This is a genomic window from Neorhizobium sp. USDA 3394 (assembly GCF_056280385.1).
Genome location: NZ_JBWCDU010000001.1, coordinates 661266 through 683352 on the forward strand (window position 1 = coordinate 661266; position 22087 = coordinate 683352).

26 protein-coding genes and 1 other RNA gene are annotated in these 22087 nt (G+C 62.5%); 18 read left to right on the forward strand and 9 right to left on the reverse strand.

The window, feature by feature from the left end:
* Positions 1-340: 340 nt before the first annotated feature.
* Positions 341-1351, reverse strand: a complete 1011-nt coding sequence (gene gap, locus ACZ9EJ_RS02910) for a type I glyceraldehyde-3-phosphate dehydrogenase (RefSeq protein ID WP_046640891.1) — start codon at positions 1349-1351, stop codon at positions 341-343.
* Between the two features lie 75 nt (positions 1352-1426).
* On the reverse strand, positions 1427-3409 hold the full coding sequence (gene tkt / locus ACZ9EJ_RS02915) for a transketolase (RefSeq protein WP_046632058.1): 1983 nt from the start codon (positions 3407-3409) through the stop codon (positions 1427-1429).
* Positions 3410-3752: 343 nt separating this feature from the next.
* Here tkt and ACZ9EJ_RS02920 point away from each other — a divergent pair, with 343 nt between their 5' ends.
* From ACZ9EJ_RS02920 to ACZ9EJ_RS02945, 6 genes are all read left to right on the forward strand, one after another.
* The gene (locus tag ACZ9EJ_RS02920; protein ID WP_038589375.1) at positions 3753-4025 is read left to right on the forward strand and encodes a DUF4164 domain-containing protein; all 273 of its coding nucleotides are present in this window, start codon (positions 3753-3755) and stop codon (positions 4023-4025) included.
* A gap of 25 nt (positions 4026-4050) precedes the next feature.
* Positions 4051-4428, forward strand: coding sequence for a cell division protein ZapA (locus ACZ9EJ_RS02925; protein WP_046632061.1), 378 nt, complete (start codon positions 4051-4053; stop codon positions 4426-4428).
* Between the two features lie 65 nt (positions 4429-4493).
* Positions 4494-4652: non-coding RNA, 6S RNA (gene ssrS / locus ACZ9EJ_RS02930), on the forward strand.
* 374 nt (positions 4653-5026) lie between these two features.
* Positions 5027-6310 carry a hemolysin family protein gene (locus tag ACZ9EJ_RS02935; RefSeq protein ID WP_255743063.1) on the forward strand — a complete coding sequence of 428 codons (1284 nt, stop codon included), beginning with the start codon at positions 5027-5029 and terminating at the stop codon, positions 6308-6310.
* Positions 6307-6909, forward strand: a complete 603-nt coding sequence (locus ACZ9EJ_RS02940) for a 5-formyltetrahydrofolate cyclo-ligase (protein ID WP_046640890.1) — start codon at positions 6307-6309, stop codon at positions 6907-6909. Before ACZ9EJ_RS02935 ends, ACZ9EJ_RS02940 begins: the two co-directional genes overlap by 4 nt.
* 2 nt (positions 6910-6911) lie before the next feature.
* On the forward strand, positions 6912-7736 hold the full coding sequence (locus ACZ9EJ_RS02945; protein WP_046640889.1) for a TIGR00282 family metallophosphoesterase: 825 nt from the start codon (positions 6912-6914) through the stop codon (positions 7734-7736).
* Between the two features lie 43 nt (positions 7737-7779).
* Here ACZ9EJ_RS02945 and ACZ9EJ_RS02950 read toward each other — a convergent pair whose 3' ends face one another.
* The 3 genes from ACZ9EJ_RS02950 to ACZ9EJ_RS02960 all read right to left on the reverse strand — a co-directional run bounded on the left by ACZ9EJ_RS02950 (position 7780) and on the right by ACZ9EJ_RS02960 (position 8749).
* The gene (locus ACZ9EJ_RS02950) at positions 7780-8211 is read right to left on the reverse strand and encodes a type II toxin-antitoxin system VapC family toxin (protein ID WP_046640888.1); all 432 of its coding nucleotides are present in this window, start codon (positions 8209-8211) and stop codon (positions 7780-7782) included.
* Between the two features lie 2 nt (positions 8212-8213).
* Entirely contained in the window at positions 8214-8423 is a 210-nt protein-coding gene (locus tag ACZ9EJ_RS02955; RefSeq protein WP_046625140.1) for a hypothetical protein, read from the reverse strand.
* 107 nt (positions 8424-8530) lie between these two features.
* Positions 8531-8749, reverse strand: coding sequence for a hypothetical protein (locus tag ACZ9EJ_RS02960; RefSeq protein WP_046640887.1), 219 nt, complete (start codon positions 8747-8749; stop codon positions 8531-8533).
* Between the two features lie 204 nt (positions 8750-8953).
* Here ACZ9EJ_RS02960 and ACZ9EJ_RS02965 point away from each other — a divergent pair, with 204 nt between their 5' ends.
* The gene (locus tag ACZ9EJ_RS02965; RefSeq protein WP_046640886.1) at positions 8954-10888 is read left to right on the forward strand and encodes a DEAD/DEAH box helicase; all 1935 of its coding nucleotides are present in this window, start codon (positions 8954-8956) and stop codon (positions 10886-10888) included.
* Between the two features lie 77 nt (positions 10889-10965).
* Here ACZ9EJ_RS02965 and ACZ9EJ_RS02970 read toward each other — a convergent pair whose 3' ends face one another.
* Positions 10966-11697, reverse strand: a complete 732-nt coding sequence (locus ACZ9EJ_RS02970) for a dienelactone hydrolase family protein (RefSeq protein WP_046640885.1) — start codon at positions 11695-11697, stop codon at positions 10966-10968.
* Positions 11698-11896: 199 nt separating this feature from the next.
* On the opposite strand from ACZ9EJ_RS02970, the gene ACZ9EJ_RS02975 reads away from it, so the two are divergent.
* Positions 11897-12742, forward strand: a complete 846-nt coding sequence (locus tag ACZ9EJ_RS02975) for an MBL fold metallo-hydrolase (protein WP_046640884.1) — start codon at positions 11897-11899, stop codon at positions 12740-12742.
* A gap of 24 nt (positions 12743-12766) precedes the next feature.
* Here the strand turns inward: ACZ9EJ_RS02975 and ACZ9EJ_RS02980 are convergent, their stop codons facing one another.
* Positions 12767-13279 carry a pyridoxamine 5'-phosphate oxidase family protein gene (locus tag ACZ9EJ_RS02980; protein WP_046640883.1) on the reverse strand — a complete coding sequence of 171 codons (513 nt, stop codon included), beginning with the start codon at positions 13277-13279 and terminating at the stop codon, positions 12767-12769.
* A 191-nt stretch (positions 13280-13470) separates the two neighbouring features.
* Here ACZ9EJ_RS02980 and ACZ9EJ_RS02985 point away from each other — a divergent pair, with 191 nt between their 5' ends.
* Positions 13471-14217 carry a YebC/PmpR family DNA-binding transcriptional regulator gene (locus ACZ9EJ_RS02985; protein WP_007759789.1) on the forward strand — a complete coding sequence of 249 codons (747 nt, stop codon included), beginning with the start codon at positions 13471-13473 and terminating at the stop codon, positions 14215-14217.
* Positions 14218-14275: 58 nt separating this feature from the next.
* Here ACZ9EJ_RS02985 and ACZ9EJ_RS02990 read toward each other — a convergent pair whose 3' ends face one another.
* Both ACZ9EJ_RS02990 and ACZ9EJ_RS02995 read right to left on the reverse strand, forming a co-directional pair.
* A complete protein-coding gene (locus tag ACZ9EJ_RS02990; RefSeq protein WP_046632078.1) occupies positions 14276-15277 on the reverse strand; it encodes an LLM class flavin-dependent oxidoreductase in 1002 nt (333 codons plus the stop codon).
* A gap of 130 nt (positions 15278-15407) precedes the next feature.
* Positions 15408-16820 carry a methyl-accepting chemotaxis protein gene (locus tag ACZ9EJ_RS02995; protein ID WP_046640882.1) on the reverse strand — a complete coding sequence of 471 codons (1413 nt, stop codon included), beginning with the start codon at positions 16818-16820 and terminating at the stop codon, positions 15408-15410.
* A gap of 193 nt (positions 16821-17013) precedes the next feature.
* On the opposite strand from ACZ9EJ_RS02995, the gene ruvC reads away from it, so the two are divergent.
* The 9 genes from ruvC (at position 17014) to ACZ9EJ_RS03040 (ending at position 22086) form a co-directional block, all read left to right on the forward strand.
* Complete coding sequence (gene ruvC / locus ACZ9EJ_RS03000) at positions 17014-17523, forward strand: crossover junction endodeoxyribonuclease RuvC (RefSeq protein WP_037078104.1); 510 nt, start codon at positions 17014-17016, stop codon at positions 17521-17523.
* A gap of 55 nt (positions 17524-17578) precedes the next feature.
* Positions 17579-17827, forward strand: a complete 249-nt coding sequence (locus ACZ9EJ_RS03005) for an AbrB/MazE/SpoVT family DNA-binding domain-containing protein (protein ID WP_046610108.1) — start codon at positions 17579-17581, stop codon at positions 17825-17827.
* Positions 17828-17831: 4 nt separating this feature from the next.
* Positions 17832-18245 carry a type II toxin-antitoxin system VapC family toxin gene (locus tag ACZ9EJ_RS03010; protein ID WP_046625148.1) on the forward strand — a complete coding sequence of 138 codons (414 nt, stop codon included), beginning with the start codon at positions 17832-17834 and terminating at the stop codon, positions 18243-18245.
* A gap of 12 nt (positions 18246-18257) precedes the next feature.
* Positions 18258-18875: a Holliday junction branch migration protein RuvA gene (gene ruvA / locus ACZ9EJ_RS03015; protein ID WP_046640881.1), complete on the forward strand. Its 618-nt coding sequence runs from the start codon at positions 18258-18260 to the stop codon at positions 18873-18875.
* 73 nt (positions 18876-18948) lie between these two features.
* Positions 18949-19233 (forward strand): AbrB/MazE/SpoVT family DNA-binding domain-containing protein, encoded by a 285-nt coding sequence (locus ACZ9EJ_RS03020; RefSeq protein WP_007765261.1) that lies wholly within the window; start codon positions 18949-18951, stop codon positions 19231-19233.
* Positions 19230-19634 carry a PIN domain-containing protein gene (locus tag ACZ9EJ_RS03025; protein ID WP_052764622.1) on the forward strand — a complete coding sequence of 135 codons (405 nt, stop codon included), beginning with the start codon at positions 19230-19232 and terminating at the stop codon, positions 19632-19634. Before ACZ9EJ_RS03020 ends, ACZ9EJ_RS03025 begins: the two co-directional genes overlap by 4 nt.
* Positions 19631-20671, forward strand: a complete 1041-nt coding sequence (gene ruvB / locus ACZ9EJ_RS03030; RefSeq protein WP_046640880.1) for a Holliday junction branch migration DNA helicase RuvB — start codon at positions 19631-19633, stop codon at positions 20669-20671. Before ACZ9EJ_RS03025 ends, ruvB begins: the two co-directional genes overlap by 4 nt.
* The gene (locus ACZ9EJ_RS03035) at positions 20672-21571 is read left to right on the forward strand and encodes a metallophosphoesterase (protein WP_046640879.1); all 900 of its coding nucleotides are present in this window, start codon (positions 20672-20674) and stop codon (positions 21569-21571) included.
* A gap of 5 nt (positions 21572-21576) precedes the next feature.
* Positions 21577-22086, forward strand: coding sequence for an NUDIX hydrolase (locus ACZ9EJ_RS03040; protein WP_046640878.1), 510 nt, complete (start codon positions 21577-21579; stop codon positions 22084-22086).
* Position 22087: the final 1 nt, after the last annotated feature.

Genomic DNA, 22087 nt, shown 5'->3' on the forward strand with positions numbered 1-22087 from the left:
CAAAAGGGGGACATCGTGCACCCCTCGCGATCCAAGCAAGCCCGGCTCTAAGGCTTTTGGGCGATGTTGGGCGCTCCCTCCGGACCTACCAATCAATTTCATAGCGCGCCTTAAAAGGGGTATGGAGAACGTCCGCTACTGCCAACTTCTAAGCCACAAGCCGCCATCCGTTCTCGACCCCAATGACGCCGTGATTGCTTCCCGGCCGGCGGCGTTTGCCGTCGATGCGCTTTATCGAAGCCCGCGTCGCCACCACCATCCCCACAAACAAAAACCCCCTCCCTTGCGGGGAGGAGGTCCATATCCTGCCGGTGCCGCCCGAAGGCAGCCTCTGTGATCCTCAGATCAGCTTCGAGAACGCGACGGCCGTGTCGGCCATGCGGTTCGAGAAGCCCCATTCGTTGTCGTACCAGGTGAGGATGCGGACGAAATTGCCTTCGAGCACCTTGGTCTGGTCGATCGCGAAGATCGAGGAATGGCTGTCGTGGTTGAAGTCGCGGGAAACGAGCGGCTCTTCGGTGTAACCGAGGATGCCCTTCAGCGCGCCGTTGGAAGCGGCCTTGATCGCGTCGTTGACTTCCGCAACCGTGGTCGTCTTCTTGGCGACGAACTTGAAGTCGACGACCGAGACGTTCGGGGTCGGCACGCGGATCGAGGTGCCGTCGAGCTTGCCCTTGAGGTGCGGCAGGACCAGGCCGACGGCCTTGGCGGCGCCCGTCGAGGTCGGGATCATCGACAGCGCGGCTGCACGGGCGCGATAAAGGTCCTTGTGCATCGTGTCGAGGGTCGGCTGGTCGCCCGTGTAGGAGTGGATCGTGGTCATGAAGCCATGATCGATGCCGATCGCGTCGTCGAGGACCTTGACCACCGGAACCAGGCAGTTGGTGGTGCAGGACGCATTGGAGATGACCAGGTGTTCCCGGGTCAGCTGGTCGTGGTTGACGCCGAAGACGACGGTGAGGTCGGCACCGTCGGCCGGAGCCGAGACGATGACGCGCTTGGCGCCGGCGGTCAGGTGCAGGGCGGCCTTGTCGCGGGCGGTGAAGATGCCGGTGCATTCGAGCGCGATATCGACGCCGAGTTCGCCATGCGGCAGGGTCGCCGGATCCTTGATCGCGGTCACCTTGATCGGCTTGCCGCCGCCGACGGCGATCGTGTCGCCCTCGACCTTCACTTCGGCCGGGAACTTGCCGTGGATGGAATCGTAGCGGAGCAGGTGGGCGTTGGTCTCGACCGGGCCGAGGTCGTTGATGGCGACGACTTCGATGTCGGTGCGGCCGGATTCCACGATAGCGCGCAGAACGTTGCGGCCGATGCGGCCAAAGCCGTTGATGGCAACTTTCACAGTCATGTCATTCTCCCGAAAATGTGCGGTCTGTCTTGGGCGGGGCGCGCTAGACGCGCCCCTTTCACGGTCTGTCTTTGCTCAGGCGAGCTGTTTTTCGGCGGCGGCAACAACCGCTTCCGCGGTGATGCCGAAGTGCTTGAAGAGGTCCTTGGCGGGGCCCGAAGCGCCGAAGGACTTCATGCCGATGAAGGTGCCGTTCGGGCCGATGAAGTGGTCCCAGCCTTCGCGGACGCCTGCCTCGACGGCGATCTTGACCGGCGAGTTGCCGACGACCGCGGTCTGGTAGGATTCCGGCTGGTCGAAGAAGAGCTCGACGCAGGGGACGGAAACGACGCGGGTCGCGATGCCCTTGCCGTCCAGCGTCGCCTGGGCCTTGAGTGCCAGTTCGACTTCGGAGCCCGAGGCGAAGATCGTCACTTTGGCGTCGGCCGCGGAGACGAGTTCGTAGGCGCCCTGGGCGCAGAGGTTCTTCTCTTCATAGGTCTTGCGGGCCGGCGCCAGGTTCTGGCGGGTGAGCGCCAGGCCGGACGGGCGGTGCTTTTCCTTGAGCGCCAGCTGCCAGCATTCGGCCGTCTCGGTCTCGTCGGCCGGGCGGAAGATCAAGAGGTTCGGAATGGCACGAAGGGCTGCGACCTGTTCGACCGGCTGGTGGGTCGGACCGTCTTCGCCGACGCCGATCGAATCATGGGTCCAGACATGCACGACGCGGATGCCCATCAGGGCTGCGAGGCGGACGGACGGACGGCAGTAATCCGAGAAGATCAGGAAGCCGCCGGAATAGGGGATCAGGCCGCCATGCAGCGAGATGCCGTTCATGGCAGCGGCCATCGCGTGTTCGCGTATGCCCCAGTGCATGTAGCGGCCGGAGAAGTCGGTCGGGGTGATCGACTTCATCTGGCTGGTCTTGGTGTTGTTCGACGGCGTCAGGTCGGCCGAACCGCCGAGCGTTTCGATGACGATGCCGTTGATGACCTCGAGCGCGTCCTCGGAGGCCTTGCGGGTCGCGACGGTCGGGTTGTTCTCGGCGATCTTCTTCTTGAAGGCGTCGATGGCGCTGTCGAAATTGCCCGGCAGGTCGCCGGCGAAACGGCGCACGAACTCGGCCTTCTTGCCGGTTTCGGTCGACGCCAGGCGATCCTCCCAATCCTTGCGGGTCTTGGTCGAGCGCAGGCCGGCGAGGCGCCATGCATCGAGAACGTCGGCCGGAACGGTGAAGGCTTCCGCCTCCCAGTTCAGCGCCTTTCGAGCGGCCGCGATTTCCTCGGCGCCGAGAGGCGAACCGTGGACCTTGTGGGTGCCCTGCTTGTTGGGAGCGCCGAAGCCGATGATGGTTTTGCAGGCGATGAAGGTCGGGCGGTCGGACTTCTGGGCGGCTTCGATGGCGGCCGAGATCTGGTCGACGTCATGGCCGTCGATTTCGATCGTGTTCCAGTGGGCGGACTTGAAGCGCATCACCTGGTCGGTCGAGTCCGACAGCGACACGGCGCCGTCGATGGTGATCGAGTTGTTGTCCCAGAAGAGCACGAGCTTGTTGAGCTTGAGGTGGCCGGCAAGCGCGATGGCTTCCTGGCTGATGCCTTCCATCAGGCAGCCGTCGCCGCACAGCGCATAGGTGAAATGGCTCTGCAGGTCGGAGCCGAATTCCTCTTCCAGCTTGCGCTCGGCGATCGCCATGCCGACGGCATTGGCAATGCCCTGGCCGAGCGGGCCGGTGGTGGTCTCGATGCCCGAGGCATGGCCGTATTCCGGATGGCCGGCGGTCTTGGAGCCGAGCTGGCGGAACTGCTTGAGGTCCTCCATCGTCATGTCCTCGTAACCGGTGAGGAACAGCAGCGAATAAAGGAGCATGGAACCGTGGCCGGCGGACAGCACGAAACGGTCGCGGTCCGGCCAGAGCGGGTTCTTCGGATCGAACTTCAGATAACGGGTGAAGAGGACGGTCGCGATATCGGCAGCGCCCATCGGCAGGCCGGGATGGCCGGAATTGGCCTTCTCTACAGCATCCATGGCAAGGAATCGGATCGCGTTCGCCATCCGGTTATGTTTGTCGAGAGAGGTCATGGCTAATCCGCTTTTTACGGGTGTCGGTCACGGTCCTCGTGGGACCACTTGAAGGGCGGCCCGGGGACCACCTAAGAGCGGCTGATCCTTATCAGGTGCAACGCGCAAGTCAACAAAAGCGCCGCCCTTACGAGCGGGTGATGACGAACTTTCCTGCAGCCTGCCTGAATTCCATGCAGCATGTGGCGCGCAGCAGAAACATAGGCGACGATCCACAGTTAGGACACTTTTGAAGGCCCTGGATTGATTGACCGGCCTGCGGGCGGTGAATAGTCTTCCGCCCTTGTTGGAGAGGCCGATCGTATCGATTCGGCGCATTTCGCGTATCGACAGGAAGCTTCGCATGCCGTCGGAAAAGACGATCGACATGGTGATTTCGGAACTCAGGGCTGCGATCGGCGGCCTGGAGAGCGCCGTCGATGCGCGTATCGAGCGCCAGCGTGAAACCCAGGACGTGGAAGGCGAGGTTCGCCGCGTGCATGCTGACCGGGCGCGGCTCGCGCAGGAACTCGACCAGTCGCAATTCCGCGCCAATCGGCTGGAAGAAGTCAACCGTGAAGTCTCCCGGCGGCTGGTGACGGCGATGGAAACCATCCGCGCCGTGCTCGATCGCTGACGCGCCAAGATCAAAAGGGAATGCCATGGCCCAGGTAACGGTAATGATCGACGGCAAGGCCTATCGCATGGCCTGCGAGGAAGGGCAGGAAGACCACCTGACCGAACTCGCCGACCGGTTCGACCGTTATGTCGGGCACCTCAAAGGCCAGTTCGGCGAGATCGGCGATCTGCGCATCACCGTCATGGCCGGCATCATGATCATGGACGAGTTGTCTGAGATGACCCGCAAGCTCGGCCTCATCGAGGCGGAGGTCGCGTCGCTCAAGTCCCACCGCGACGGAGCGCTCGAGACCCAGCAGCGCAACGAGCAGCAGGTGGTCTCGGCGCTCGGCGAGCTCGCCTCGCGGCTCGACGGACTGACCGCCAAGCTCAACGGCCGGATGCCGGCGCAGGTGAACTGATCCAAGGTCGATAATAAAGGCTTTCCGCCACTGGTGCGGACCGGCAATCACACATATATTGAAGACGCGGTCTGCGCCTCTCGACAGGAACCACAATCCCTGGGGCCATACTCGATCCAAAGGGAGCTGTCCCTGGCCAGGCCCGTGGGCTTGGACACACGGCGCCCACCTACGTTTGTAGGCACCCAGGATCGTAAACATCCATCGGTTGCCGTGGATCGCACTTCATCTCCCCTCGATTTCAGCGCTATTCTTTTCAGCATCCGAGGACTTCGCCCGGGCGGATCATGAAATCGAGCAGGCTGCGCGTCGGACTGACGGTCAGCCTTCAGCAGGCTAGGCCGAGGCAGCCGTGCCGTTTCTGCCACGGTCGAAGCCCATCATTTTGTTCCCGCCATTGCATTGCCCGCAGGGCGACCCTATGATTTCCGTATGCGCGTGAAGGTGCATAGCTCCGAGAACCGGTTCCGGTTTTCTGAACTGTGCGCGAAACATCGTGGCAAAGCGCCGTTGGCGCGGCCGCATGGATGCGGGCCGTTTCTCGGAGCGGCGCATTCGTTTCGCGTGCAGGCATATTGTTCCAATCAAAGAGATTCTCTTGTTAACCGAAATACTCATCGTCATTGCCCTCACCGTTTTGAACGGTGTCCTCGCGATGTCGGAACTGGCCGTCGTCTCCTCCCGCCCGGTGAGGCTCCGGATCATGGCGGAGCAGGGCAACCGCGGCGCGGCGACAGCCATACGGCTCGCGGAAGATCCCGGCCGCTTCCTTTCCTCGGTCCAGATCGGCATCACACTGGTCGGCGTCCTGTCCGGCGCATTCTCGGGCGCAACGCTCGGCGCCCGGCTGACCACCTGGCTCGAAGCGCAGGGCATGGCCGACAATCTGGCCGACTGGCTGGGCGTCGGCACCGTCGTCGTTTTCATCACCTATCTGTCGCTGATCGTCGGCGAACTGGTGCCGAAGCAGATCGCACTGCGGGCGCCGGAAGCGGTTGCCGCCCGTGTCGCGCCCGCCATGAAGATGCTTGCGACCGTCGGCGCCCCGATCGTCTGGTTCCTTGATGTTTCCGGCCGGCTGTTGCTGACTGTGCTCGGCCAGCGGGGCGAGCAGGGCGAGCGCGTCACCGACGAGGAAATCCGCACCGTGCTTGCCGAAGCCCAGAGCGCCGGCGTGATCGAGACGGAAGAATCCGCGATGATCTCCGGCGTCATGCGGCTTGCCGACCGCACCGCCCGCGGCCTGATGACGCCGCGGCGCGATGTCGAGGTGATCGATATCGAAGACAATTCGGATGAAATCCGCGAGCAGCTTCGCGCCACCCAGCGCTCTCGCCTGCCGATCCGCAACGGCAGTTCGGACGAGATCATGGGCACGCTGTTCGTCAAGGACGCCTATGATTTCATCGCCGGCGGCAAGACGCTGGATATCCGCGGCGTCATGCGCGAGGCGCCCGTCGTCTCCGACCTGACCGGAGCCCTCGACGTCATCCAGGCGCTTCGCCGCGCGCCGGCCCATATGGTGCTCGTCTATGACGAATACGGCCATTTCGAAGGCATCATCACCTCGGGCGACATTCTCGAGGCGATCACCGGCGTCTTCCAGGAGGAAGAGGACGAAGAACCTGCGATCGTTGCCCGCGACGACGGTTCTTTCCTGATCGCCGGCTGGATGCCGGTCGACGAATTCGCCGACCAGATGGGTTTTTCGCTCGGGGACGATCCGGGCTACGAGACGGTCGCGGGCTTCGTGCTCGACGAGATGAAACGCCTGCCGGAACTCGGCGAGAATTTCACCAAGAACGGCTGGACCTTCGAGGTGATCGATCTCGACGGCCGCCGCATCGACAAGCTGCTGGTCAGGCGGTCGGACAGGGTATGACGGACGGCTTGAAGACCAAGGCGGAGCTTCGGGCCGCGCGGCTTATCGCGCGGGACGCCATTCCGCCGGTCGAGCGCATCGAGAAGAGCCTCGTCATCGCATCGCACGGGGCCGAGGCAATCAGCCTCGACGCCGGCGCGATCGTTTCCGGCTTCCTGCCGATCCGCTCGGAAGTCGACGTGCGGCCGCTGATGGCGCATCTCAGGGACCGCAGCGCGCGGCTCTGCGTGCCGGTCATTCTCGACAAGAAGACGATCATCTTCCGAGAGCTGGTACGCGGCGCTGAACTGGTGCCGGGCGTGTTCGGCACATTCGGCCCGGGGCCGGATGCGGCGGAACTCGAGCCGCAGGTGATGCTGGTGCCGCTGTCGGCCTTCGATGCCGAGGGGCACCGGATCGGCTACGGCGGCGGTTATTACGACCGGGCGATCCACCGCCTGCAGCAAAAAGGCCTGAACCCGAAGCTGATCGGGATTGCCTTCGACTGCCAGGAAGTGGCATCAGTTCCCGTTGAACCTCATGATATCAGACTAGACGCTGTCCTGACGGAGAGCGGTTACCGGCCTTTCGAAGACATCGGCCGCGCACAGATTGGATAAGAATGCGCCTTTTGTTCCTGGGTGACATGGTGGGCAAGACCGGCCGCGTGGCGGTGTGGGAAAAGCTGCCCGGCCTCGTCGCCGACCTGAAGCTCGATTTCGTCATCGTCAACGGCGAGAATGCCGCCGGCGGCTTCGGCATTACCGAGGATATCTTCCTCGAGACGATCAATGCCGGCGCCGACGTGGTGACGACCGGCAACCATGTCTGGGACCAGAAGGAGGCGGTGAGCTTTGCCGGCCGCCACGAGCAGTTCCTGCGCCCCGCCAACTATCCCGCCGGGACGCCGGGCAAAGGATCCGGCATCTTTTACGCCCGCAACGGCGCGCGTATTCTGGTCGCCAACATCATGGGCCGGGTGTTCATGCATCCCGAACTCGACGATCCCTTCAAGAGCGCCGAGGTGATCCTCGCGGCTGCGCCCTTGAAGGAACAGGCGGATGCGATCATCTTCGACTTCCATGCGGAAGCGACCAGCGAAAAGCAGTGCTTCGGGCATTTCGTCGACGGCCGCGCCAGCCTGGTGGTCGGCACCCATACGCATGTGCCGACGGCCGATTGCCAGATCCTCAACGGCGGCACCGGCTACATGTCGGATGCCGGCATGTGCGGCGACTACGATTCATCGCTCGGCATGGACAAGGAAGAACCGCTCAACCGCTTCATCTCGAAAATGCCGAAGGGCCGTTTCGAGGCGGCGACCGGACCTGCGACGATCTGCGGCCTCGGCATCGAGATTTCCGATGTGACCGGGCTTGCGGAGAAGATCGAGCCGCTCCGGATCGGGCCGCGACTTGCGGAGACGATCCCGTCGTTCTGGCGATGATAGAAGGACGGCTATCTTGGGCCATCGGATAAGGGTGAACATCTCAGCATACGATCACTTCGAGATATTCGGGTGAGGCGAGATCCAGCATGACGGTATCGCGCGTTATGATGGGGACTTTCTTGATCCGTGCGGTGGCGATCAGGTAGCAATCGCCCGGGTCCTTATGCCCGGTATCCATCACCACGGCCGCTGCCTCGCAGGCGATGCGCTGCTTGATTGGAACAATTTTCGTCCCGGTCGCTGCGACGGCCTTCGAAAACCATTGGGCTGGCGACTTTGCATCGAGGTTTGGCGGGTCCCTGTGTGCCGGCTTGCGGGAAGCGATTGTCAGCTCCCAGGCAGTAATTGGTGACACGTAGAGCGTCCCCGCAGTCTGGTTGTCGGCGATCGCGATAAGCGCTTCTTCCGACAGCGTCTCGACGGCCGTTACCAGCCAATAAAACGTATGGGTATCGAGCAGCGCGCCCGGCAAGATCAGTTCTTCACGGAGAACTTACGCGACCTGGATGGATCGCCTTCAAGGGCCTGTTCGGCAATCGGCTTCGTGAGATCGACGCTCTTCTTGAGAGGGAGCTGCGACGACTTCATCGAATCGGCACCGCGCACTTCGACAAAGCGGCCGCTCTTTGAATCGCGCACCACCCACTTGCCAGTCGGTTCTCGTTTGAGTTCTGCCTTTGCCATAGCCCTTTATATAGCGCGTAATCGTCGTTCGTGCGAGTCCAGTGGAGGTGTTGATCGAAGGTCCTGATTGCACTGAGTGGAGACTGTATCATGCTTCCGGCCTTCAGCTAAAGTTTCTGCTGACGCAGAAGCCATTCTTCGAACTCCGCAGTTGTTGTTACCTCTCCATCGAGCGCCGCCTCATAGATCAGTGCGCTCGGGGAAGGCTTGCCGCTCCCCGGCGTGTTGGCGGTAGCCGAGCGCAAGGCATCATCGAGGCTGAGGGCGCCGACGATCGCATCCGCCTGCGCTTGCAGTTCGGCCCGCTTTTCCAAAATGCCCGACATGGCCTTCTCCGCTTGGATCTTCCCCGCCAATGGAAGATTTCCGTCAGATATTAAGCTTATGGCGTCAACAGCGGCCCTGACCGATGCCTTCCGCAGACATGCTCTTTGACATTTGCGCTGCAAATAAGTAGGAACGGCGCAAGTTCGGCTGCGAGTGTTGCAGCCACAGCGCTTTGCGCGCGACAATCCGAAAGACAGATTTAGATGACCGACTACAACGGCGCCGTTCCGGCGATCGCCAAGGCATTGGCGAAACGGGGCTATGTTACGCTGACCCCCGTCCAGAAATCCATGCTCGACCCGGCTCTCATCCATTCCGATGCGCTGGTTTCGGCGCAGACCGGTTCGGGCAAGACCGTTGCCTTCGGCCTGGCGATTGCCCCGACCCTGCTCGGCGACGCGGAGAAGTTCGGCCCGGCGCGGCAGCCTCTGGCCTTGGTCATCGCCCCGACCCGCGAACTGGCGATGCAGGTTACCCGCGAGCTGGAATGGCTTTACGAGATGACAGGCGCTGTCATCACCAGCTGCGTCGGCGGCATGGACATCCGCAGCGAACGGCGCGCGCTGGAGCGCGGCGCCCATATCGTCGTCGGTACCCCCGGCCGTCTCTGCGACCATATCCGCCGCAACGCGCTCGACATGTCGGCCCTCAAGGTGGCCGTGCTCGACGAGGCGGACGAGATGCTCGATCTCGGTTTCCGCGAAGACCTGGAATTCATCCTGGAATCGGCGCCCGACGATCGCCGGACGCTGATGTTCTCGGCAACCGTGCCGGCCGCCATCGCCAAGCTCGCCAAGAGCTACCAGCGCGACGCGGTCCGCATCGCGACCTCTGCCGAGGAAAAGCAGCATGTCGATATCGAATACCGCGCGCTCGCCGTCGCATCGGCCGACCGCGAAAATGCGATCATCAACGTGCTTCGTTATTACGAGTCGACCAACGCCATCGTGTTCTGCTCGACCCGCGCCGCCGTCAATCATCTGACGGCGCGGTTCAACAACCGCAATTTCGCGGTCGTGGCACTCTCCGGCGAACTGACGCAGAACGAGCGGACCCATGCGCTGCAGGCGATGCGCGACGGACGCGCCCGCGTCTGCATCGCGACCGACGTCGCCGCCCGTGGCATCGACCTGCCGGGTCTCGACCTCGTCATCCATGCCGACCTGCCGACCAATCCGGAAACGCTGCTCCACCGCAGCGGCCGCACCGGCCGCGCCGGTCGCAAGGGCATCAGCGCCCTGATCGTGCCGGTCAATGCACGCCGCAAGGCCGAGCGCCTGCTCGGCGGCGCCGGCATCTCTGCCACCTGGGCACGCCCGCCGTCTGCCGAAGAGGTGATGCGGCGCGACGACGAGCGTCTGCTGGCCGATCCGATCTTCAGCGAAAAGACACGCGAGGAAGAGCAGGATCTCGTCGCCAAGCTGGTCGAGAGCCATGGCGCGGAAAAGCTGGCGGCGGCCTTCGTCAGCCTTTACCGCACCAAATATTCGGCGCCCGAGGACCTGATCGAGATCTCCGTGCAGCAGGACACCCGCAAGCCGCGCGAGCGCGTCGGCGGCGAGGGCGATTTCCCGATGATCCCGCGCCCGTCGCGCGACGAGTTCGGCCCGGCCGTGTGGTTCTCCCTGTCGGTCGGCCGCAAGCAGAATGCCGAGCCGCGCTGGCTGATCCCGATGCTCTGCCGCAACGGCAACGTCACCAAGCGCGAGATCGGCGCGATCAAGATGCAGCAGGACGAAACCTTCGTCGAAATCGCCGCCGATCACGCCGATGCCTTCATGCAGGCGGTCGGCAAGGACAAGGCGCTGGAACGCGGCATCCGCGTGACCCGGCTGACCAGCGCGCCGGACCTCAGCCGTCCCGCGCCGGCCAAGCCTTATGCCAAGAAATCCTATGACGACCGTCCGACGGAGCCTCGTGGCGACGACTGGGCGAAGGGCAAGCCGCGGAAGAACACGTCCAACGCGGCTGGCCCTGGCGGCCCCAAGGCAGCCGAGGCACGCGACGGAAAGCCCTTCAGCAAGGAAGCCAAGCCGTTCCGCAAGGACGCCCAGCCCTTCAAGAAGGACGACAAGCCTTTCAAGAAGAAGGACAAGCCGAAACTGGCCAACAGCAGCAATTTCGAGCGCCGGAAGTAGGCCAGGCACAGTGTGCCAACCGGAATTGCAAGATTTCAGTGAGATCAGGGGCGGCCCGAAGCCGCCCCTTTGTCGTTTCAGAGGGTCTCTTCGAACAGCGTCAGCAGGCGCTTGAAGTGGCGCTCGGAACCGTCCTTGTCGTAGACGCTGTGGTCCGGCACCGCCCAGCCGTGCGCCATGCCGACAAAGTTCTCGACTGCATGATCGACGCCGCCGACGCGAAAGGCTTCGGCGAAGCGGGCTGACTGTTCCGGCGGAAAGCTGTTGTCGATGCCGGCGACGCCCACATAGACGCGTGCCTTGATCCTGTCAGCCAGCCTGTGCGGGCTGTCTTCGGCGTCGCTTGCGAGATTGCCGCCATGGAAGCTCGCCGCCGCCTTGATGCGTTCCGGATAGTGGGCCGCGGCGGTGATCGCGCGGGCACCGCCCATGCAGTAACCGACCGTTCCGATCGCCCCGGTAACGCCTTCGGCCTCCAGCGCTTCTATGAAGGCGGCGCCGTCCTGCGCCGTCAGTGCCTGGGTGGCTGTCTGCATCATCGCCCTGATCCGGGTCTTGGAGGCTTCCTCGCTGAAGGCGGTCCGGGCGTTGAAGGGACCATATTCGCCGGACCGGTAATAGAGGTCGGGAACGAGCACGATATAACCGGCATCGGCGATGCGCTGGCCCATCCAGTAGAGGGCCTCGCGCGGTCCGAAGGCATCCATGTAGATGATGACGCCCCTGGTCGTCGCCGCGCCGTCTTCCGGCCTGATGACTGCGGCCTTGGCGGTGCCATCCTGGGTCCCGATCGCAATGTCATGCTTCATAAAAATATCCTCTCGCGCTTCAATCCGATGCCGGCAAACTCATGTCGGGCGCTGCCAGCGCTTTTCAATAATCAACTCCATGACCTCAACCAATGACAGAATTGTGAGACCGGCCGCGGCGATTGCGGCTGGACCGGCCTTTCGCATTGCCGCATGTTTTCGCCGGGAATGAGCATGAACGCAGTTCTTTGGGATCAGCATGATGCTACGGGCTCTCGCACTCGGTCTTTCCGGCCTCCTCCTGTCGGCTTTAGCAGCGCTCGCCCAGGACGGCCTGCCCATCAGCCAATGCCAGGCGATCGCCCAGAAGCTGCCCGGCGTCACCTTTGCAAGTTTCAGGCCCTCCGACCTACAGTTCGCCCAGGCGAAGAAGAATCTTGCGCTGGCCGAGAGGGAAGAGGTGAAGATCACCTTTGTCGGCCATTCCACCTATTTCATCGAAACGCCCGAAGGGATCGGCATCGCCACCGACTATAGCGGCGCCTACCGACCCTCGCGGCTGCCTGATGTGGCGACCATGAACAAGGCCCATTCTACCCACTACACGCTCAGCCCCGATTCCGGGATCAAGCACGTCCTGCACGGTTGGAGCGATGTCCCGGGCGAAAAGGCGCAGCATCGCGTCATGGTGGGAGATGTGTATGTTCGCAACGTCGTGTCGGATATCCGCAACTGGGGCGGCGGCATCGAGGAAAACGGCAATTCGATCTTCATCTTCGAGGTCGCGGGCCTCTGCATCGGCCATCTCGGCCACCTGCATTTCGAGCTGAACGAGGCCCAGTACACGGAGATCGGCCGCCTCGACATCCTGATGGTGCCGGTCGACGGCGGCCTGACAATGGGGGCGGACAGCATGAGCCGCGTCGTGCAGCGGTTGCGCTCGTCGCTCATCCTGCCGATGCATCGCTGGGGACCGCCTCTCGACAATTTCATCGCCATGTTCGACGCCAAGTTCGATATCGCCTATGCCAAGGAACCGACGATCCGGGTGTCGATGCGCAGCCTACCGAAAAAACCGACGATACTGGTGCCGCAGGGGCTCTGATCGCCCTTGCGGGCTTGTTCTGGTTTAATGGAACTGCGGGAAGGCGAGGTGCTGCTTGACGCCGACATCCGGCATCTTCTCGTCATGCAGGTTGGCCTTGGCGATCTCCCAGCCGAATTTCAGCGTGCTGTCGGTGGAGGCCCAGATCTCCGCGTCGTCGACGCGGAAGGCGAGCAGGGTCAGAAGCGGGTCTTCCTTGCCGTGCTCGTACCAGGCCGAGGTCACGGCACTCCAGTATTCGTCGATCTTGGCGCGGTCGTTGCGGATTTCCAGCGTGCCGGAAAGGCAGGCGTGGTAATCGTGGTTCTTGCCGACGACGCAGAAATGGGCGCGGCTGCCGGCGCGGATGGCGCGTACCAGGTCCGTATCGGCCTTGGTGAAGAACCAGATGGTGTTCGATTTCGGGTCGGCGTTCGGCGCCATCGGCTGGAAATGCATGTGCGAGCCCTCGATCCCGAGCATGCCGGCATGGATGTTGTTGATCTCGTCCCAGAGCTGGCGTTCGGGTGCTTCGCGGGCTTCGGTAAGGCTTGCCATCGATTGTCTCCTTGTTGTTTGTCTCGGTGAACAAACGGCAAGGCTTTGGCTTTGTTCCTGGTCCTGTTTGCGGTGGAGCTTCAGGAAAAGCCCTGCCTTACCCTGGAATGCCCTTGAACGGGTCAGGCTTCGAAATTATAAGGCGCCATTCCAGAACGAGTTCCAGAACAAGCTAAAGTGTCAGGGGTGCCATGGCTGGCCATTCACAGTTCAAAAACATCATGCACCGCAAGGGCAAGCAGGATTCGATCCGGTCGAAGATGTTTTCCAAGCTTGCGCGCGAAATCACCGTCGCGGCCAAGACGGGTCTGCCTGATCCGACCATGAACGCGGCATTGCGCCTGGCGATCCAGAACGCCAAGGCGCAGTCCATGCCCAAGGACAATATCGACCGGGCGATCAAGAAGGCCTCCGGCTCGGACGCGGAAAACTACGATTCCGTCCGTTACGAGGGTTACGGTCCGGGCGGCACCGCCGTCATCGTCGAGGCGCTGACCGACAACCGCAACCGCACGGCCTCCAACGTCCGCTCGATCTTCACCAAGGCGGGCGGCGTGCTCGGTGAAACCGGCTCGGTTTCCTTCTCCTTCGACCATGTGGGCGAAATCACCTATAAGGCGAGCGTCGGCGATGCGGACAAGGTGATGGAAGCGGCGATCGAGGCCGGTGCCGACGACGTGACCACCGACGAGGACGGCCACACGATCATCTGCGCTTTCGAAAGCCTTGGCGAAGTCTCGAAGGCGCTCGAAGCGACGCTCGGCCAGGCCGAGACGGTCAAGGTGATCTGGCGGCCGCAAAACACGATCGAGGTGGACGAGGAGAAGGCGCAGTCGCTGCTGAAGCTCATCGACAACCTCGAAGATGACGACGACGTGCAGAGCGTCTATTCGAACTTCGAGGTTTCCGAAGAGGTCATGGCCAAGCTTTCGGCCTGATCCGTTCTCGACCACATGATTTTACCGGGCGGGCTGGCATGACCAGCCCGCCTTTGTTTCAGGCTCGAACCTTTTCCATCATCGGCAACGACGCGAACAATTCGACCGAGCGCAGCCGTGCATCGACATCGTGGATCGGCATCGAGATGATCAACTCGTCAGCGCCGGTTTCTCCCAGGAAATCCCTGAGTTTCGCCTCGACCGTCGCAACCGAGCCGACCGCTGCGTAACGCAGCGTGTGCTCGACGTTCATCTTTTCCATCGGCGTCCAGAGACCTTCCATGCTGTCGACGGGCTTCGGGAAGCGGGTGCGGACGTTCTTGCGAAGATTGACGAACTGCTGCTGCGACGAGGTGAAGGCGCGCTCCGCTTCGGCATCGGTTTCCGCAGCAACCCCCATGACGCCGACCATCATGTAGGGCTTGTCGAGGTGGAGAGACGGCTGGAAACGGTCGCGATAGATCGAGATCGCTTCCATCAGCATGTCGGGCGCGAAATGCGAGGCAAACGCATAGGGCAGGCCAAGCGCGGCTGCGAGATGGGCGCTGTAGACGCTCGATCCGAGCAGCCAGATCGGCACATGCGCATCCATGCCCGGCACGGCGAGCAGGCCCTGGTCTTTTTCGGGCGTACCCAGCAGGCGCTGCAGTTCGAGAATGTCGTGCGGAAAACTTTCGGCGCCGGCATCGAGATTCCGGCGCAGCGCGCTTGCGGTGCGCATGTCGGTTCCGGGCGCCCGGCCAAGACCGAGATCGACGCGGCCCGGCAACAGCGCTTCCAGCGTGCCGAACTGTTCGGCGATGACGAGCGGCGAATGGTTGGGCAGCATGATGCCGCCGGAGCCGACGCGGATGGTCTTGGTCGCAGCGCCGACATGGGCGATCACCAGCGCGGTCGCGGCGCTCGCAATGCCCGGCATGCCGTGGTGCTCGGCGAGCCAGACACGTTTGTAGCCCTGCTCCTCGGCCTTGATCGCCAGGCGGCGGGACTGGTCGAGCGCGTCGCTCACGGAATATCCTTCACCGACGGGTGAAAGATCGAGAATGGAAAAAGGGATCATCGGCACGTCCTGGAGGCGGAATAACTGACAGAGTGTTCCACTTATCTAGGCAGCCACGTCCAGAAATACGACCCTGCGACCGACAGAAAAACATGCGCCCAAAAACGGGCCCATGCAGGGCCTTCCGATGTTACGACTTGACCAGCCGGAGATGCGAACCGGGTTTTGCGGGTTTGAGGCTCCCCGGTACCGCCACTCCTCCCGCGTGGAGGATCGTGACGGGCGTGAAGCGCCCTGCATGATGGCCGATCGTCCCGATATCACGGTTCATGCGGCCGAGCGTCGCCGTCAGCGCATCCAGCGCGCCGATCTGGTCGCGGCTCGCCTTGGCAAGCGTGGTCATCGTGGTCCTGACGGCTGCGACCGCCTCGATCTCCTTCCTGGAGTTCGCCGCGATCGCATCCACACGGCCCTGCAAGGCATCGGCGTAGATCGTCATCGCAACCAACTCTCCGCCCGCCTTGGCGACCGACCTGCCGCCGACTTCGGCTGCTTCCGCCGACCTGCGGGACAGGCCGGAAATCTCCTTCGCCGCTTCGGCGGCCCGCTCGGCAAGCGCACGGATTTCCTCGGCCACGGTCTTGAAATGGTTCTCGGCCTCACCCGAATGGGCCGCTTCCATGCCGGCGTTGAGGGCGAGCATATTGGCCTGGAAGGCGAGGTCCCGGATTGTCGCCGTGGCGGGCTCGATCTTCAGCGATGCCTTGCGGATGGCCTCCATCGCCGCCGTTGCGGCCTGCATCATCTCCTTCGATGGACGCATGTCGAGCCGGGCATTGTGGGCGATGTCGGCAGTATGCTGCGCCTCCATCTTTCGTGCCTTCAGCATTTCGGCGAGCGCCCCGACATCGGCGGCGGTCTTGGCGAGGGCTGCCGTCAGGCGGCCGCCGGCCTCGGCCGTTTCCGCCATGCCGTCGCGGATCGTGGCGCAGGTCGAGTGAAGGCCATGGACGCCGCTGCCGATCACGCCGAGCACCTCTTCGAGGGTCGTAAGGGCATGGTTGAAATCGGCGCGCAGTCCCTCGTATTCTTCCGGGAACGGCATGTCGAGCCGGACGGTGAGATCGCCGACCGCAAGGCGTCGCAGGCCGCCGTCGAGCGCTTCGACCACGGTCTTCAGATCGCGCGCCTCATCTCGGGCTGCCTCGATGTCACGCGCGTGGGCTTGTTCGGCAACCGCCTCCCGCTGTTCGCGGTCCTCTTCGTCCTCGATGAGGCGGGTGAGATGATCGTGGCAAAGCCGCTCCAGCGACCGGGAGATCGAGCCGATTTCATCTGTGCGCGTCAGGTGTTCGGCTGGCACGGCCGCATGGCCGGCGGCGATCTGTGAAGCGGTTCCGGCAACCGTTCGCAACGGATTTATGAGCGCGCCGGCCAGAGTGACGGTGACGAGGGTCAGGACGATCAACGACACCGCGATGCCCAGCATCTCGAAAGGCGTCTGTTCATCGGCGACATAAAAGAGGAGCCCCGCGAGAATCCCATTCTGCGCCAGCACGAGCCCGATCACCTTGACCGAAAGGGAATGATGTCTGCCTATCATGGCTGCCTCCTCACATCGCGTTCAAGCCGCGGAATTGCAACGCGCGGGGCGTGCAGCCGTTGCCGCCGGCAGGCTCAAAACGGGAAAACCTTCCCGACATGGTTACTCAAAGGTAAATGGCAGCCCCAAGCCTCGTTTTCGGTTTGTTCACATTCTCGTGGCACTGGATAGGGCTTCAGGATAGGGTATGGGCATGACAGGCACGATTCGCATCATCGGCATCGACCCGGGGCTTCGCCGCACCGGCTGGGGCATTATCGAGACGCTTGGCAACAGCCTGAAATTCGTCGCGTCGGGCACCGTGACTTCCGACGGTGACATGGATCTTGCGTCCCGCCTCTGCCAATTGCACGACGGGCTGGCCGAAGTGGTGCATGCCTACCAGCCGGATGAGGCGGCCGTCGAACAGACCTTCGTCAACAAGGACGCAGTCGCAACGCTGAAGCTCGGCCAGGCAAGGGGCGTCGTCATGCTGGTGCCGGCACGGGCCGGGCTCCCGGTTGCCGAATATGCGCCGAATGCGGTGAAGAAATCGGTGATCGGCGTCGGCCACGGCGAAAAGCAGCAGATCCACATGATGCTGAAGATCCTGATGCCGAAGGCGGAGTTCAAGGGCAACGACGCGGCGGACGCGCTGGCGATCGCCATCTGCCACGCCCATAACCGCGGCGGCCAGCGCATGCGCGCGGCACTCGCCGGGTAGTTTGTTCTTGACTTGTTCCGGGTGGGCCGGTAAGTAATACCTCAGAGGTATTACCATGCGCGTCACGGAAAAAGGCCAGGTTACGATCCCGAAAAATGTCCGCTCCAATCTGGGGATTGAACCGGGCAGCGAGGTGGAATTTGTTCTTCGCGAGGGTGAAGCCGTGCTTCGCCGTGTCGAGCCGTCTCGCGAGGAAGCCGAACGCAATGTTCGCGTGCTCATGGATCATCTCAGGCGGCATCAGGGGTCCATGTCTCTCGGCGATATGAGTGGCGAGGAATTTTATCGTCTTCTGAGAGACTGATCGCATGGCGACCCTTGTCGATACCAATGTCCTGATCGACGTGTTCCACACGCGGAGCGCCTTCACCGAATGGTCGACCGAACAATTGGCGGCTGCCCAGACAAACGGGCCGCTGCTGATCAATCCGTTGATTTATGCGGAAATGGCTGCCGGTTACGCGACGAGCGAGGAGCTGGAATCGGCACTTGCGCCCAGTCTTTTCCGGCGGGAGGATCTCCCTTGGCAGGCGGCCTACGCGGCAGGCCACGCCTTTTTGCAATACCGCCGACTGGGCGGGGACAAACGTTCGCCGCTTCCTGATTTCTACATTGGTGCCCATGCGATGGTCAAAGGCTACAGGCTGCTCAGCCGGGATGTCGCTAGGTACCGGACCTATTTTCCCTTGATTTCCCTCATCTCTCCCGAAACCCATCCCTGACGGACATCTTTCATGATCGGCAAGCTCAAAGGCACTATCGACGAGATCGGCGACGACTACGTGCTCGTCGACGTTCATGGCGTCTGTTACGAAGTCTTCTGCTCGTCGCGGGTGCTGTCGAAGATGGGGTCGGCCGGCGAAGCGGTGGTGCTGTTCATCGAGACCTATGTGCGCGAGGACCAGTTCAAGCTGTTCGGCTTCCTGACGGCGCTGGAGCGGGAATGGTTCAAGCTGCTGCAGAGCGTGCAGGGCGTCGGCGCCAAGGTGGCGCTTGCCGTGCTCTCGACCCTGACGCCCTCCGAGCTTGCCAACGCCATCGCGCTGCAGGACAAGACGACGGTCTCGCGCGCGCCGGGTGTCGGGCCGAAGGTCGCGGTGCGTATCGTCACCGAACTCAAGAACAAGGCGCCCGCTTTTGCCGGCGAGGCTTCGGGCAATATCGGTCTCAAGCAGGAACTCGGCGAGGGGGTTGCCGCGGCGCCGGTCGCCGATGCGGTTTCGGCCCTCACCAATCTCGGTTATTCGCGCGACCAGGCCGCGAATGCGGTTGCCGCGGCGCTCAAGAACGGCGGTGAGGGTGGCGATAGCGCCAGGCTCATAAGGCTGGGGTTGAAGGAACTGGCGCGGTGATTGGATAATTTGTGATTTTGTCGGAATAATCGTATTATTTCCGCCAATTGTAGTTTTGTTGGAGAAATGCGCCATGGGTTGGACGCTTACGCTTTCTGCCAAGGGGCAGCTGACGATACCCAAAGACGTGCGGGAGATGATCAATTTGCATCCGGGGGATGAGGTTGTTTATTCGGTTGTGAACGGAGATCTCGTGATCACGCCAAAAAACATCGATTTCGGCGATCTTGTCGGTCTTCTTGGCAATCCACCGAACGGGCCTGCAACATTGGAGGAAATCGATGCCGCCGTGATGACCGCTGGCGGAGCCAACGTCCTCGATACCGGCGACGATGAACAGGCGGATGCAGCAGAATGACCTTGCTGGGACTTGATACCAACGTCATTTTGCGAACGCTGATCCCGGATAACGCACTACAAGTGGCGGCCGTGGCGGAGTTTGCAAAAGGACTGGGCCGAGAATATTCTGCTTTCGTGACACTGATCAGCCTGCTCGAACTCGATTGGGCCCTTCGTTCCCAATACGGTTTCAAGAAGAAGGAAGTCGTACTTGCCATTGGAAAGCTGCTGCGGACGCGCGGGCTTGTCATAGAAAACCAGGCCCTTGTCGTCGCTGCGCTCTGGCAGGTTGAAAACACGAACGTGGATTTCGCAGACGCCCTCATCGCCGGGCGCTCACTGGAAGAGGGATGCAAATCCATTAAAACCTTCGATAAAAAGGCGGCTTCGCACGTCCCCGGAATGGAATTTCTCGCATGAGTGAACCCGCCCGCCTGATAACGCCGGAAAAGCGGGGCGAAGATCTGGATACAACGCTGCGTCCGCAGTCGCTGGACGAGTTCACCGGCCAGGCGGAGGCGCGCGCCAACCTCAAGGTGTTCATAGAGGCGGCGAAGAACCGCGGCGAGGCGCTGGACCACGTGCTGTTCGTCGGCCCGCCCGGCCTCGGCAAGACGACGCTGGCGCAAATCATGGCCAAGGAACTCGGGGTCAATTTCCGCTCCACTTCCGGCCCTGTCATCGCCAAGGCGGGCGACCTAGCGGCGCTGCTCACCAATCTCGAAGAGCGCGATGTGCTCTTCATCGACGAAATCCACCGGCTCAATCCGGCGGTCGAGGAAATCCTCTATCCGGCGATGGAGGATTTCCAGCTCGACCTGATCATCGGCGAAGGCCCGGCGGCGCGGTCTGTGAAGATCGATCTGTCGAAATTCACGCTGGTCGCGGCCACCACGCGTCTCGGGTTGCTCACCACGCCGCTGCGCGACCGCTTCGGCATTCCCGTGCGGCTGGCATTCTATACGGTCGACGAGCTGGAACTGATCGTCAGGCGCGGCGCGCGGCTGATGGGCCTGGCGATCACCGATGACGGCGCCCGCGAGATCGCCCGCCGCGCCCGCGGCACACCGCGCATCGCCGGACGTCTGTTGCGCCGGGTGCGCGATTTTGCCGAAGTGGCAAGGGCCGAAGCGGTGACGAAGGAGATCGCCGACGAGGCGCTGACCCGCCTTCTGGTCGACAATATGGGCCTCGACCAGCTCGACAAACGCTACCTCAACATGATCGCCGTCAATTTCGGCGGCGGCCCGGTCGGTATCGAGACCATTGCCGCCGGCCTGTCCGAGCCGCGCGATGCGATCGAGGACATCATCGAGCCCTACATGATCCAGCAGGGTTTCATCCAGCGCACGCCCCGGGGCCGCGTTTTGACCGCAAACGCGTGGAAACATCTGGGACTGCAGCCGCCGAAGGATCTCGAGGCAGCACAGTTCCGGATGAATCTCGAGGATGAATGAGTGCTCACAAGGCGGACGTTGCTCAAGGCCTTTGCCGGAGGAGTTGCGACCCTGTTGGCTCTGGCCGCCTATCCCTTCGTGGAGGTGATGGCACGGCCGCGGCTGACGCAATATGCCGTCACGCCCAGGCGATGGACGCCGGGATTGAAGCTTCGCGTCGTCGTCCTGGCGGATTTTCACGCTTGCGAACCCTGGATGAGCGTCGACCGGATCGGGTCGATCTGCTCGGCGGCCAATGCGCTGAACGGGGATGTCATCCTGCTGCTCGGCGATTACGTGTCGGGAATGAACCTGCTGACGGAGCATATCCCGTCGGCGGATTGGTCGCGGGTATTCTCGGTGCTGAAGGCGCCGCTCGGCGTTCACGCAGTGCTCGGCAATCATGACCATTGGGAGGATCTTCGTTTCCAGAGGGACCCCCTCGCCGAGAATATCGCGGCTGCTGCACTGAGGGCCGTTGGAATACCCACCTACATCAACGAGGCCGTCAGGCTGGAGAAAGACGGGCACTCGTTCTGGCTGGCCGGCCTCGGCGATCAGATGGCTCTGCGTCCCGGTAAAGACTTCAAGCGGATGAGGATGAATGGCATCGACGATCTTCCGGGAACGCTCGCACAGATTGACGATGACGCGCCGGTGCTGCTCATGGCACATGAGCCGGACATATTTCCGCAGGTCAGCGAGAGGGTCAGTCTGACGCTTTCGGGGCACACCCATGGCGGCCAGATCAATATTCTGGGCTGGCGGCCCGTCGCTGGATCGCAGGGCTCGCGGCGTTATCCGGCGGGACATTATCGTGAGGGGGAGCGTGATCTCATCGTGTCCCGGGGGCTGGGCTGTTCCATCCTGCCGGTGAGAGTGGGCTCGAGGCCGGAAATCGTTGTGATCGAACTGGGGTAAACCGCATGGCGAGGACTCGCATCCGTATCAAGACCAAGAACAAGCGCATTTTCCAGATGCGGATTGCCGGGCTTGGATTCCGGAACGGGTACGTGCTGGTCCATCGCGCCGTGGACGAGGCGTTCTGGACGTTTCCGGGCGGCAGGGCGGAGATCGGCGAGACATCGGAAGAGACGCTCAAGCGTGAGATGGTCGAGGAAATCGGCGCCGAGGTGAGCGTTCTCCGGCTGCTCTGGTCGGTCGAGAATTTCTTCCACTATGAAGACCGCGACTGGCATGAACTCGGTTATTATTACCTGATGGACATCCCGGAGACGTTTCCCTTTCATCCGACGGATATCGTCCACCGCGTCAAGGACGAGCACGACCTGGAATTCAAATGGGTTCCGGCAACGACCGAGGCGCTGAGGGCGCTCGACATCCCGCCCTATTTCATCGCCGAGGAGATCGAGAACCTGCCGGCCAGTCCGCGCCATCTCGTCTGGCGCGACGGCGACCTCGACCTGAAACCTTAAG